Here is a 13010-nt window from a genome sequence, read left to right as displayed (position 1 = left end):
TTCCCCTGTTCAGGCCGATGTCCGACTGATGCGCTTCTCAAAAGTCTTTTCAAAGAATAGTTGCTCGTTCTTGAACGTCTTGACTTCGTTGTGCAGTACATAGTGGTCCTTGCTGGCAGTGACCGTAGCGTGGGTCTCGATCCTAACTCCCCAGTCCTCGCGCTGAAGGGAGACGTTCCACATGGACTCAGCCCGCGCCGTGAGAGGATCGTTTCCCGACATCGAATACCGCTCAAGGGCTTCTTCGCCAAAGTTCAGTCCGTCCGGGTAGATCCGGTTTCCGCCGTAGTTCGGGTCCACCGTCAAGGTCCAGGACTCCGATTGCGGCTCGTACCTGACCTCACGTTCGGGGCGTGCGGCCGCGACAGGTCCAGGCTTGATGTCCAAACCCGGCGCTTGCTCAGCCTCCTCGAAGACGATGTCGCGGCTTCCAATGGCGGCAGGATCAAGGTCATCGAGCGTCAATACGCTTTGCCCGGCGTCCACGGTCACAGACCCTTGTTCACCATGCGGCCAGATCCAAGGCCAGTACGTCGTGGCCAGGGCGAGCCGGAGCCTGTGGCCAGCCGGAACCTGCCACGACATGGAGGTGAACTCGATCTGGGCGTCCACGAATTGACCCGGAATGAGCTCGTCCGCCTCGTCCATCCCGTTGCGCTTTGCCAGGTTGATGGCCCCGCGGGTGATCAGGGTGGACGATCCGTCCGGCCCGACGTCGCAGAGCCGGGCAATCACATTGGCCCGCGGCGTGCTGCTGTTGACCCGCAGCATGAGCCGGGCGTAGCCAAACAGGTTGATGTCCTCCTTCAGGACCGGCGTCTCGAATACCACCGATCGCCCGTCCTCGGCTCGCTGGTCCGGCGGCAGATCGGACAGATTCCCGAAGGGGAACCACCGGGCGGCGTCCACGCCGTTGTGTTGCGGAGTGTCGACGACGGCCATCCCGGCGGCGTCAGTTGCCAAGCTGCGCAGATCCGAGGCCAGGTTGAAGTGCCGCTGCCCGACGTCGGAGGACGGCCAACCGTCCAGGCCCACCCAGGTGCCCGCTCGCTCGGGGTAATGGGTGGCGGGCCGTACGGAGTCCTGGTGATAGGCGCGCAGCGCGGGCTCAGCCATGACCTCCGATTCGATGCCCTTGAGCCAGTAGTCCCACCACCGCAGGGTCTCCTGCAGGAAGCCGATGGTGGGACCGGGCGTGCGCTGGATGTCCGGGTATTGATGGGACCATGGGCCGATCAGCCCTTGCGCGGGGGCCTCAAGATGCTCCAACAACCGAAAAACCGTGTTGCGGTACGGGTCAGCCCAGCCCCCGACCGCCAAGACGGCCGCCGTGATCTTGGAGTAGTCCTCGCAGACCGAACCGTGGCGCCAGTAGTCATCGCGTTCCTGGTGGTCCATCCAGATTTCGGAGAAAGGCTGGAGGGCTTCCAGCCTTTCCTTCCACATCGTTTCCCAGGCGTCGCCAACCCGCCAGGGCGCTGGAGGGCGGCACTGGAACGCCAGCATGGTTCCAGCCCAGGAAGTCATGTCGATGCCCAGCATCGCGCCGCCGAAGTAGTGCACGTCGTCGGCATAGCGGTCATCCGTGGAACAGACCGTGACGATGGCCTTAAGCGCCTCCGGCTGCTCCGCCGCGAGCTGCAAGGCGTTGAATCCGCCCCAGGAGATTCCGAACATTCCCACTTTGCCCGTGCACCAGGGCTGTGCGGCCAGCCACTCGATGACCTCAACTCCGTCCGCTTGTTCCTGCGGGTGGTATTCGTCGAGCATGACGCCTTCGGAGTCTCCGCAGCCGCGCATGTCCACACGGACCGAGGCGTAGCCATGGCCCGCATACCAGGGGTGGCGCTGCGCGTCACGCGGTGCGGTCCAGTCGCCGCGTCGGTAAGGCAGGTACTCCAACAGTGCAGGCACGGGCCGTGAGGCCGCGTCTTCAGGAAGCCAGATAGTGGCAGCCAGCTGGACGCCGTCGCTCATCGGAATAAGGACGTGCTCCATGACGGTGACGGAGCGGGGGAAGTCCGTGCGGATCTTCACGGGTATTTCCTTTCTGAGGAGCGGCTCTTTCGAGTGCAGCGCTAGAGGGCAGGGATGCTCGGACGGAGTTCTGACACGTCCGCGTGGCACTTGATGTTGTGTGTGTCTGAAACCTGGATGGTGGGCGGGACCACCGTGCGGCAAACGTCGCGGACAATCGGACATCTGCTGGCAAAGGGGCAGCCAAGTTCGGGCGGGGCGTCAGGGATTTCGTCCCGGACTGCTTGCGCTTTGGCCTTATGGTCATCGCCGAGTTCGATCACCGAGTCCAGCAGGAGCCGGGTGTATGGATGGGACGTGTCAGAGAAGATCTCCTCCACTGTGCCGTCCTCGACGATGCGTCCGAGGTACAGGACCACCACGCGGTCCGCTACCGACCGGACGACGGCGAGGTCATGGGTGATGAAAAGGAAGCCGATGTCTTTGTCCCTGCTCAGGGTGTCCATCAAGCGCAAGATGGAAGACTGCACCGAGACGTCAAGCGCTGACACAACTTCGTCCGCCAGCACAAGGGACGGGCCGGCGGCGATAGCCCGTGCGATGCCAACTCGCTGGCGTTGACCACCCGAGAGCTGGCCTGGCAATCGCTGCGCGAAGCTGGCCGGGAGCTCCACTTCTTCCAGGGCCCGCTCCACGGTGGCTCCTTTGACGCCGAAAAGCTTCAAGGGCCGCGCAATAGCCGTCCGCACCGAATGCCTCGGATTTAGCGAAGTGTCGGCGTTTTGGAAGATCAACTGCACGGCTTGGCGGAGACTCTTGGGGCGACTGGACACGGTCCGGGCCAGATTGCCACTGCCCCTCAGGTGGTTTGCAGACTCGTCACCAGACCCGGTGAGGGACATCTGTCCCCTTTCGCTCTTCTGCAAGCCCGCAATAGCGTTGGCGATGGTGGACTTACCGGAACCGGATTCGCCCACGAGCGCCACTATCTCGCCGGCGTTCACCTCAAAACTGACATCCTGCACTGTGGGACCCGTGCCGGGAACTGGCTTCTTGCGGTAGTCGATAGTCAGGTCCCGGACGCTCAGCACGGGCTTGGCCTCCCGGGGCGGAGTCCGGATGTACAACTCCACGGCACCTTCCCGCACGGTCCCGGCGTCGATGACTGCCTGATCCATTCCAGGCGGAATGCCCGGGGTGTCAATCCGCGGCGCACTGTCGATCAAGCCGCGCGTGTAAGCATGTTGCGGCTTTGCGAGGACGCTTCGAGTCAGGCCGGATTCCACAACCGCGCCTTTGCGGAGCAGGGCAATGTCCGTGCACATCTTGTCAATGACGCCCAAGTCATGGCTGACCATCACCATGGACATGCCCATCGTCTCCTGTAGCTCCGTGAGGAGGTCGAGGATGGCGGCCTGCGTGACCACGTCAAGTCCAGTGGTCGGTTCATCAAGTACCAGAAGGGACGGATTGGCGGCGAGCGCCATGGCAATCCCGATGCGCTGTTGTTGGCCGCCGGAAAACTGGTGCGGGTACCTGTCCAGAGCTGGCCCCGGGTTGGGGAGCCTGACCAGCCCCAGCAATTCCTCGGCCCGGTCCCGCTGGGCCGCTTTGTTTCCCTTGAGATGGTGAAGGACTTCGGCGATCTGCTCTCCGATCTTCATGGTGGGAGTCAGCGCGTTTCCGGCGTTCTGCGGGACCATCGCGACCTCAGCCATGCGAAGGCGGCGCAGCTCTTGCGGGACGAGTGCGAAGACGTCCTGGCCTGCCACGTGAACGGACCCGTTCGACACGAAAGACGTGCTCCGAAGGGAGCCCAGCAGGGCACTGGCTAGCGTCGATTTCCCGGAACCCGACTCGCCCACCAGGCCTAGAACGTGGCCGCGCTTCAGATGCAGGGTCACGTCTTTGAGGACGTCCACCTGGCGGTTTCCCGAGAGGTAAGAAACGCTGAGGTTCCGGATCCGGACAATGTCCGTTCCGTTGAGGATGGTTGCTTCATCAATGGTGTTGGCGGCATCTATCGTCACTAGCCAAGCACCTCCTTCATTCGGTCAATGCCGAAGCTCTTGGCAAGCCCATCGGCCGCGAGGTTGAGTCCAACGATCAGGGAGGCCAGGGCCGCGATGGGCGACAGTGTGGCCAAGGGCACCACGGCCATCAAGTTTCGGTTCTCGGCCACCATGAGGCCCCAATCCGGCGTCGGAGGGCTGGCGCCGAAGCCCAGGAAGGACAGCGAGCTGATGAGCAGCACCACCCAGGAGGCCCGCATGGCGAACTCGACAAGGATGATGTCCAGGACATTCGGGAAGACTTCCCGGAAGAGAATGGAGAACATCCCCTCGCCCCGCGCCTTGGCGGCGGTGATGAAATCCTTGGGCATCACGTCCATGGCTGCGGCGCGCACAATACGCGTCACCCCGCCTGTGTAGACGACCACAACCGCCAAAATGATCACCCAAGGACCCGTACCGAAGATGGTCACCACCACCAACATGGACAGGATTGCCGGGACGGCCAGCACCGAATCCAAGACCCTGGTGATGATGTCATCCACAATGCCGCCACAGTATGCTGCGATGCCCGCGATGACGGATCCCAGCAAAACCGTGAGCCCAGTGGCAGTGAAACTGATAGCCAAGGCATACTGTCCACCAAACAAAGTCCGCGTGAGGGTGTCCCGGCCAAGAGCATCGGTGCCCAACAAGTGAGCCGCCGAGCTTTCTTGCAGGGCGCTCATGGCGTCCGTGGCGATGGGATCATAGGAAGTCAGCACCGGGGCCAGGACCGCCACCACGATATTCACCATCACCAGGGCGAACCCGAAGGTCGCCGTCCGGGACTTCAGGATGGACCGGGCCGCTCGTCCAAGGCTGCTCGCGGCCTTGGGGGCCGGGCCGTTGGGTGCCGGTGCCGCCGTAGTCATTGCGCTCATTTGCTGCTCCGTGTCATTTGCTGCTCCTCGGGTATCTCAGCCGTGGATTCAGCAGGAACGCTGCAAAGTCCGCCAGCAGGTTACACACCACATATGTCAACGCGCTCATTACCGTGATCAGCAAGATGGTGGGAAGGTCACGTGTCTGGACAGATCTGATCATCAGGGTGCCGATTCCCGGATAGTTGAAGATGCTTTCCACAACCACCACACCGCCCACCAGCCAAGCTATATTCATGGCGATCACATTCAAGGTGGGCAGCATGGCGCTGGGCAGCAGGTGCTTGAAGACCACCCGGGAAGTCGAGTTGCCTTTCAAGATCGCTGTGCGGACAAACTCGCTGTCCATGACGTCGATCACCGAAGTACGCATCATCCGGATGATGTAGGCCGCAAGGACGCAGATCAGCGCCCCGGCAGGAAGCCAGACAGACGGCAGAAGCTCCGCGAGGGAGGCGTTCTGCCCTGCTATCACCACTGCCGGGAAAATCGGGATGTAGATGGAGAAGAGGAGAACCAGCACGGTAGCCACCACAAACTCCGGAACGCTCATCCCCACGAGCGCCAACGTGGAAATCGAGATGTCCGGCCACCGGTCGCGGGTCAGGCCGGCAACAAGACCCAGCACAAGGGAGAGCAGAATGCCGATCACGATGGTGATGCCGGCCAGGAGGGATGTGTTCACCAAGGCGGAGCCCACTTCTCCCGCGACGCTGCCACCGCCGACGAGGGAGTTGCCAAAGTCGCCGTGCAACGCCTTGCCCAGCCAGGTGAAGAAACGCGAGACAGGCGGCTCATCCAGACCGAGTTGTTGCCGCATAGTGGCCACGGCCGACGGCGTGGCGTTCTGGCCCAGCAACTGGGAGGCCGCGTCTCCCGGCAGAGACTGGATGGCACTGAAGACCAGCACCGTAGCCAGCAGCACCGTGAAGACGGACCAGCCCAATCGCTTGGCGAAAAACGTGACCATTATGCACGCAGCCCGATGTTGATGTAGTCGAACTCGAAGCCGTGCTCGCTGTAATTGACTACCTGCTTGCTCAGCCCGGTGATCCGGTCGGAGAAGAAAGGAGTGAGGGATCCGCCGTCGTCGATCAGGATCTTCTGCGCGTCCTGGTAGAGCGTCTTCCGCTTGGCCGCATCCACAGTGGCGCGCGCCGCGTCCAGCGTCTGGTCGAACGTGGCGTTCGAGTACGCCGTCTCGTTGTACGAGGATCCGGTGCGGAAGATCTGGTTCAGCAACTGGTCGATGGGGCGGCCCGTGTACCAGTAAGTGGTCATCAATGGCTTCTTCATCCAGACGTCGGTGAAGTAGGAATCCGCAGGAGAGTTCGTCACGGCCAAGTTGATGTTGGCGGCCTTCATTGAACTCTGCAGGGCCAACGCGAGCGGCGACAGCACCGGATCGTAGCTGGAGGTGTAGATGGGCACATCGAAATGGTCAAAGCCCTTTGCCTTCAGCAGGGCCTTCGACTTATCCGGGTCGTAGCCCAGGCCATAGTCGAGGTAGTAGGCCTCGGAGGGCGGCACGGGGTTGTTGTGCGCGACGGTTCCGTTGCCCTGCACCGCCAGTTTGAACACCTCGTCCGGGTTGTAGGCATGGGCAAACGCGCGGCGTATATCCGGATCCTTGAATTCCGGGCTGGTGTTGAGCATGGGTACCGGATACCACTGGGCGTTCTTCACGCTGGAGACAGTTGCTACCGAAGAGGCCGAAACTGTCTTTGCCGTGGCGAAATCGAGGTTGGTCTGGGCCACGAGGTCAACTTGCCCGGCCAGCAAGGCGTTCACCCGAGCCTGGGTGTCGGCGATGGAGGAAAACTCGATCCCGTCCAATGCCGGTTTGTCGCCGAAGTAGTTGGGATTACGCACGATGGAACCGGGCCCTGCCGCTGTGAAACTCTTCAGTTTGAACGGACCAGTGCCGATGCCGCTGGCACCGATGGCGGCCGCGGAACCGGCCGGAATGATGTAGCAGTTGTACCCGGTGAGCAAACTGGCGAATTCGGCGTTCGGAGACTTCAGGGCAAATACCACGGTGGTGGCATCCGGTGCCTTGATGGAGTTGCCATCGACAAAGGGGGAAAGCACACCGGCCTGCGGAGACTTGGTGGCCGGATCAAGGATGTGCTGAATCGAGAAAATGACGTCCTGGGCGGTGAACGGCTTGCCGTCGTGCCAAGTCACACCCTTGCGCAGTACAAAAGTCCAGCTCATCGCATCTGCGGACAATGTCCACGACTCGGCCAAGTCCGGAATGAGCTCCCCCTTGGCCGAAAGCTTGACCAAGCGGTTGTAAAGGGCACCCAGATACTCGTAAGCGGACAAGGAACTGGCAGGGTCCAACGTTTCGGCCTTCGATGCCGGCGGCCGGGCGATGCGCAACGTCCCGCCCTGGCGAGCAGCGCCGGTCGCGGCACCCGTGGTCGACGACGACGGGCTGACCCCGCAGGCTGCGAGGACCGCGGGGGCCAGCAACAGGGCTGAACCGGCGAGAAGGGTGCGCCGGGACAGCCACCCTGTTGGTGCTTCGATCCGTGAATCCATGGTGCTGAATCCTTATCTTTATTTCTTCCGCGAACGATCTAATTCATGTACTGTACGAATAAATCGTCTGGGAGAGCAATAGTTCTCCGAATAATTTAACCGCCCTGAAACAAAGGGCCGTTTCGCCGGAAAGGCCCCGATTGTGACCGGATGGTACCGAAGACCAGATGTGCTGATGGTGCTGTCGTCCGCGCCCACATACGTGGCGACCCGCGAGGCCCTGAAAGTTATAGACCCGCAGGACCTGACGCCGCTGCGCTACTTGGGTGCCGCCGTCGTGCTCGGCGTGGCCTTGCTGGTCCGACGGCAGCGACTTACGCTGCGGGGTCGTGACATACCGAGGATGCTGGTGGCGGGACTGCTGGGGTATGCAGGCTTCGGCCTGCTCCTGAACCTGGGGCAGACGACCGTTCCAGCCGGAACAACAAGTCTCCTACTAAACATCTCGCCCGTTTTCGCGTTCATCCTTGGCCATCTCATGTTGCGGGAGAGAACGTCCAGCCTGGGCTACTGGGGCATGCTCCTTGCGGTGGCAGGCGTCGTAGTCATTACGCTGGGCGATTCCGCGGCTGTCGGCTTCAACGGCGACGCCCTGTACATCGTGGCGGCAGCCCTTCTCCTGTCAGCATTCCTCATCATCCAACAGCCCCTGTTGGCACGCGTCGCTCCGCTCGAAGTGGTCTTCTGGGGATCCCTCATCGGCGGGGCGGCCACGCTGCCGACCGCCCGATTCGCAGTGGCGCCAGCGGAGTTCACGTGGACTGTTTGGTTGGCGTTGGCTGTGCTCGTGGTGGTCTGCACGGTGGTGGCTTACGGTTTCTGGAACGTCTCGCTGTCGCGGACCAGCGTGGCAGAGGGCGGTTCGCTCCTGTACGTTGTGCCAGTGCTTTCCCTGCTGCTCGGGTGGATTTTGCTGGGCGAAGTCCCCAGTATCGCGTCCCTCCTCGGCGGCACGGCCGCTTTGGCCGGCGTCATCCTGCTCTCCCGGGCAACCGCATCAATCGCAACCCGGAAAGAACTGGAGCCCGCACCATGACCGTCCCCCGATTCGAGGAGGAATACGCCGAAATTCCCCTCTCTGCGGCCGCGTCCGCCAAGCTCGCCGACATCGCCGCCTCCGTCACAGCGGACGTGGGGGCATTGCTGACAACCGTCTCCCTCTGGCGTCCTGAGACCAGGGACCTGGTCCGGGTGTTTACGACCATGCCGGAGCTCTACCGGGTGGGTGGGATCTCAAGCGAACTGGGCGAAGAGTGGCTCCAACACTGCGTCGTACACCAGGAATCATTCCTCGCTTCCGAGCAGGAAGCCATCGACTCGGATGCTTTCGAGCACCAGGATGTCCTAGGCGCCCTCAATCTCGGCGCAGCTATCAACGCAGTGATCGTCGACAACGGTCAATTCCTTGGCTGCCTCAATCTGCTGGACGTCGCAGGGGCATACTCGGAGCCGTCGGTGCGACGCGCTGAGACGTACGCCGCGCAACTCGTGGAGACCCTGGCGGCTATTTCCGGGCGCGCCACTCCGAGTCGAGCATGGCGTAGATGACTTCGGTGGACCATTGGCCCTTGTAGTGCCAGTTGTCCACGAGCTCGGCTTCGCGGCGCATCCCAAGCCGCTCGCACAATCCCGACGACGAGGTGTTCAGGGCATCGAGCTTGGCGTCGATCCGGTGGAACATGAGAGTCTCAAAACCCAGGCGGAGTACTGCCTCCGCGGCCTCGGCGGCGTAGCCTTGGCCCCGGCTTTCCGGCGCCAGGATCCAGCCGATTTCGGCCTGCCCCGTGCCCGGCAGCCACTTGAGGACCACTTCGCCGAGCAACCCCGGCAAGTCCGCACGCTCGATGGCAAGGCACACCCAGTCGCCCTCTTGCTCGAAAGTGAAGTTGGCGTAGCGGCCCAGCGCTTCCATGGACTGGGTGAGGGTCAATTCCTGCCGGAGCAGGAATCGCGCAGTCTCGGGCAATGACTGGTAGGCGTGGAATCGCTCCAGGTCGGTGGCCTCGAATCTGCGCAGGACAAGCCTCGGAGTCCGGATGGGAAGTTCGATAAGCGGCATTCCTCGAGGCTACTACGCGCTCCTGTTACAGGGATTACTCCGTCCCGCCGGGCGGTCGCCTCTTGACAGTTCAAGCAAACTGGGATTACCTAATGAACATTCGGTAAATAAAGCTGGAGGCAATGACGCATGGTTGAGACCACCCTTTCTGGCGCAGCGCAGCACCAGATCCTCAAGAACGACTACGCCTCCGAGTGGATGGGCCTGGAAGTCCTCAAGGTCGACGACGGCCACGCCACCGTCCGCATGAAGCTCCGGCAGGAAATGCTCAACGGCTTCGGAATGGCCCACGGCGGAATGATCTTCGCCTTCGCGGACTCAGCGTTCGCCCTCGCGTGCAACCCGGCCAACCCCTCGCCGTCGGAAGCCGACACCATAACTGTCGCCGCCGGCGTCGACATCAACTTCCTCAAGCCGGCCTATCAAGGCCAGGTAATCACCGCCGTCGCGAACCGCCGCGCCAACAACGGACGCAGCGGCCTGTACGACATCCAGATCTTCGCGGCCGACCCAAGCGAACCTGCCGCCGTCGGTTCGACCGAAGATCCGGGCAGCTACGGCGAGCTCATCGCCGAGTTCCGTGGCCGCAGCCGCACCATCTCCAAGAAGTAGGAAGACCATGACACAGAACACCGTCGCCGCTCCCGACGCACCGCTTAGCACCGCACAGCTGGATCGCGAAGAAACCATTTCCCGCGACGAGCTCGAGGCCCTGCAGCTCAGCCGCCTCCAGCACACCGTGGCCTACGCCTACGATCGCGTGCCGCTGTACAAACGCAAGTTCGACGACGCCGGCGTCCACCCTTCCGATCTCCGCGAACTGTCCGATCTCGGCAAGTTCCCGTACACCACCAAGGAAGACCTCCGCCAGGAATACCCCTTCGGCATGTTCGCCGTGCCGCAGGACGAAGTGGCCCGCATCCACGCGAGCTCCGGCACCACAGGCCGGCCGACCGTCGTCGGGTACACCAAAAACGACCTCGCCAACTGGGCCACCCTCGTGGCCCGCTCGCTCCGCGCGTCCGGAGTCCGCCCCGGCATGAAGGTCCACAACGCCTACGGCTACGGCCTGTTCACCGGCGGCCTCGGCGCCCACGCGGGGGCCGAAGCGCTGGGGTGCACTGTCATCCCGATGTCCGGCGGCCAGACCGAACGCCAGATCCAACTGATCCAGGACTTCAAGCCTGATGCCATCCTGGCAACCCCCACTTACCTGCTCACGATCGCCGACGCGATGGCCCACATGGGTGTCGATCCGGCGTCGACCTCGCTCAAGTACGCCGTGCTCGGCGCAGAACCGTGGACCGAGGAAATGCGGCACGAGCTCGAGACCACCATGAACATCAAGGCCTGCGACATCTACGGGCTCTCCGAGGTCATGGGCCCGGGCGTCGCGGGCGAGGCCGTGGAGACCCAGGACGGCTGCCACATCTGGGAAGACCACTTCCGCCCTGAGATCATCGATCCGTTCGATCCGTCCCGCGGGGAAAGTGCCGTACTGGCCGACGGCGAACCGGGCGAACTCGTCTTCACTTCGCTCACCAAGGAAGCGCTGCCGATCATCCGGTACCGCACCAAGGACCTCACCCGCCTCCTGCCCGGAACCGCCCGTCCCGCGCACCGCCGCATGGGCCGCATCACCGGGCGCAGCGACGACATGATCATCCTGCGCGGCGTGAACCTCTTCCCCTCTCAGATCGAGGAAATCGCCCTGCGCATCCCCGAGCTCAGCCCGCACTTCCAGCTCGAACTAACCCGCCCCGAGGGCAAGCGCATGGATTCGCTGACGGTCAAGATCGAGCGGCGCGAGAACGTTTCCGTGGAGGCGGGCACGACGGCGGCACACGCCTTGCGCGAGCAGATCAAGATCCACGTGGGTTCTTCGTGCGTCGTGGACGTTGTGGAGCCGGGTTCGCTCGAGCGCTCCAACGGCAAGCTGCGCCGTGTCTACGACATGCGACCCAAGAGGTAACGTGGCCCGGCGCGTGCACGAATCAACCCGGCGCGTGCACGAATCAACCGACCGTTCATGAGAAAATGGCCAGCATGCCTAGTGAAACAGCAACCAAGCGGGGACGCCCCGGATACGACCAGCAATCAGTGCTGCTCATCGCCGTCGACGTCTTCAACCGCCACGGTTACGACGCCACGTCCATGGGCATCCTGGCCGAAAACCTCGGGATCTCAAAGTCGGCCATCTACCACCATGTGCCGTCCAAGGGCGATCTCCTGAAGCTCGCCCTTGAGCACGCACTCGGTGGGCTCGAAGCCATCCTGGAACAGCCCGAGGCGATGTCTGGTCCTGCTGATTCCCGGCTTGAGTTTGTCCTGCGGCAGACCATCGCCGTGCTGGTGGACCGGCTTCCGTTCGTCACACTGCTCCTGCGGCTCCGCGGCAATACCGACATCGAGCGCGACGCCCTGGAACGGCGTCGTGCCTTCGACCACAAGGTGGCCGCGCTGATCTCGGCAGCCCGCGAAGAAGGCACCCTGCGCCAGGACATCGACCCCCGCACAGTGACCCGGCTCCTGTTCGGAACCATCAACTCGATCGTGGAGTGGTACAAGCCCGGCGGCTCGCTCTCTCCGCAGCGCCTGGCCGACGACGTCATCACCATGGCGTTCGACGGTCTCCACGCCTCGGCGTAGCCCCCGGCTTCCCCGCTCCTCCCCCAAAACGCTCGCTCACATATACGGGCCTTTTCCCCCAACGCCCGCTCACATGTACGGCCAATTGACAGAACGCGCTCTCACTAGAAAGTGAGAGAGCGTTCTGTGTGGTGTTCGCGAGTGCTTTTCAACCGATCAGAGCTGGTATTCGGCCTGGGCCCCCAGGCTTTCATGGACGCAGAGGATGTTGTTTTCCGTGTCCATGAACCATGCGCAACGGTCGGCGTCGGTGGTACAAATGTGGTGTTCTGTCTTGAGATCCGGGAGGTCGTAATCCCGGAATTCGACGCCGCTCGCCTCCATTTCGTCGACTGTCCGCTCGATGTCATTGACTTCAAAGGAAAGGGCAGTGTGCGATGAGTGCATGCCGTCCTTGATGGGCATCAACTGCAGCATGGGACCGCCGTCGATGCCGAACAAATCATTTCCATCCCAGGTCCTGCCGCGATGAGGGAGGCCGAGTTTCTCTGCGTAAAAGCTGCGGGCTCGGTCAACGTCGTCAACGGGCAAGACGGTTGTGGCTGTCCTGAGTGCTAGGTTCATTTCGCCACCTCCTACGCAAAAAATCTTACGCCGGGCGGGATCGGAAAGACCTTGCGAATGAGCGAGCGTCCCGCCAAACACCCACATAAGCGAGCGAGCGTCCGCCGGAAACACCCACATAAGCGAGCGAGCGTCCGCCGGAAACACCCACATAAGCGAGCGAGCGTCCGCCGGAAACACCCACATAAGTGAGCGAGCCGGAAATTGTCAAGCTGTGTGGAGTCACTGGGCTAGTTTTTGGGGTGTTTTGGTCTCGGGCAGGTTGATCCCGACGTATTG

12 protein-coding genes are annotated in these 13010 nt (G+C 62.5%); 5 read left to right on the top strand and 7 right to left on the bottom strand.

The features are described from left to right. Nucleotides 1–9 precede the first annotated feature (9 nt). The 5 genes from AB0O52_RS21255 to AB0O52_RS21235 are packed head-to-tail and all read right to left on the bottom strand — an operon-like array spanning nucleotide 10 to nucleotide 7459. A complete protein-coding gene (locus tag AB0O52_RS21255; protein WP_364542005.1) occupies nucleotides 10–2037 on the bottom strand; it encodes a CocE/NonD family hydrolase in 2028 nt (675 codons plus the stop codon). Nucleotides 2038–2078: 41 nt separating this feature from the next. Continuing rightward, nucleotides 2079–4007 (bottom strand): ABC transporter ATP-binding protein, encoded by a 1929-nt coding sequence (locus AB0O52_RS21250; protein WP_364542002.1) that lies wholly within the window; start codon nucleotides 4005–4007, stop codon nucleotides 2079–2081. Beyond that, on the bottom strand, nucleotides 4007–4912 hold the full coding sequence (locus tag AB0O52_RS21245; protein ID WP_364541999.1) for an ABC transporter permease: 906 nt from the start codon (nucleotides 4910–4912) through the stop codon (nucleotides 4007–4009). The genes AB0O52_RS21250 and AB0O52_RS21245 overlap by 1 nt, the downstream gene beginning before the upstream one ends. Nucleotides 4913–4925: 13 nt before the next feature. Further along, on the bottom strand, nucleotides 4926–5882 hold the full coding sequence (locus AB0O52_RS21240) for an ABC transporter permease (protein ID WP_364541997.1): 957 nt from the start codon (nucleotides 5880–5882) through the stop codon (nucleotides 4926–4928). Beyond that, nucleotides 5882–7459, bottom strand: a complete 1578-nt coding sequence (locus AB0O52_RS21235) for an ABC transporter substrate-binding protein (RefSeq protein WP_364541994.1) — start codon at nucleotides 7457–7459, stop codon at nucleotides 5882–5884. The genes AB0O52_RS21240 and AB0O52_RS21235 overlap by 1 nt, the downstream gene beginning before the upstream one ends. A 142-nt stretch (nucleotides 7460–7601) precedes the next feature. On the opposite strand from AB0O52_RS21235, the gene AB0O52_RS21230 reads away from it, so the two are divergent. Both AB0O52_RS21230 and AB0O52_RS21225 read left to right on the top strand, forming a co-directional pair. Beyond that, nucleotides 7602–8495: a DMT family transporter gene (locus AB0O52_RS21230; RefSeq protein ID WP_364541991.1), complete on the top strand. Its 894-nt coding sequence runs from the start codon at nucleotides 7602–7604 to the stop codon at nucleotides 8493–8495. Beyond that, on the top strand, nucleotides 8492–9007 hold the full coding sequence (locus AB0O52_RS21225; RefSeq protein ID WP_364541988.1) for a hypothetical protein: 516 nt from the start codon (nucleotides 8492–8494) through the stop codon (nucleotides 9005–9007). Before AB0O52_RS21230 ends, AB0O52_RS21225 begins: the two co-directional genes overlap by 4 nt. On the opposite strand, the gene AB0O52_RS21220 is transcribed toward AB0O52_RS21225, so the two are convergent. After that, complete coding sequence (locus AB0O52_RS21220) at nucleotides 8964–9518, bottom strand: GNAT family protein (RefSeq protein WP_364541985.1); 555 nt, start codon at nucleotides 9516–9518, stop codon at nucleotides 8964–8966. The genes AB0O52_RS21225 and AB0O52_RS21220 overlap by 44 nt on opposite strands. A 129-nt stretch (nucleotides 9519–9647) precedes the next feature. Here AB0O52_RS21220 and AB0O52_RS21215 point away from each other — a divergent pair, with 129 nt between their 5' ends. The 3 genes from AB0O52_RS21215 (at nucleotide 9648) to AB0O52_RS21205 (ending at nucleotide 12167) form a co-directional block, all read left to right on the top strand. Beyond that, nucleotides 9648–10130, top strand: a complete 483-nt coding sequence (locus AB0O52_RS21215; protein WP_364541983.1) for a hotdog fold thioesterase — start codon at nucleotides 9648–9650, stop codon at nucleotides 10128–10130. A 7-nt stretch (nucleotides 10131–10137) separates the two neighbouring features. Beyond that, the gene (gene paaK / locus AB0O52_RS21210; RefSeq protein ID WP_364541980.1) at nucleotides 10138–11490 is read left to right on the top strand and encodes a phenylacetate--CoA ligase PaaK; all 1353 of its coding nucleotides are present in this window, start codon (nucleotides 10138–10140) and stop codon (nucleotides 11488–11490) included. Between the two features lie 74 nt (nucleotides 11491–11564). After that, on the top strand, nucleotides 11565–12167 hold the full coding sequence (locus tag AB0O52_RS21205) for a TetR/AcrR family transcriptional regulator (RefSeq protein WP_364541977.1): 603 nt from the start codon (nucleotides 11565–11567) through the stop codon (nucleotides 12165–12167). A gap of 156 nt (nucleotides 12168–12323) precedes the next feature. Here the strand turns inward: AB0O52_RS21205 and AB0O52_RS21200 are convergent, their stop codons facing one another. Further along, entirely contained in the window at nucleotides 12324–12731 is a 408-nt protein-coding gene (locus AB0O52_RS21200) for a VOC family protein (RefSeq protein ID WP_364541975.1), read from the bottom strand. Nucleotides 12732–13010: the final 279 nt, after the last annotated feature.

The organism is Arthrobacter sp. NPDC080073, from assembly GCF_040686575.1.
Classification (GTDB): Bacteria; Actinomycetota; Actinomycetes; order Actinomycetales; family Micrococcaceae; genus Arthrobacter.
Note: the sequence above shows the minus strand (reverse complement) of the source record. Positions and strands in the feature narration are given on the sequence as shown.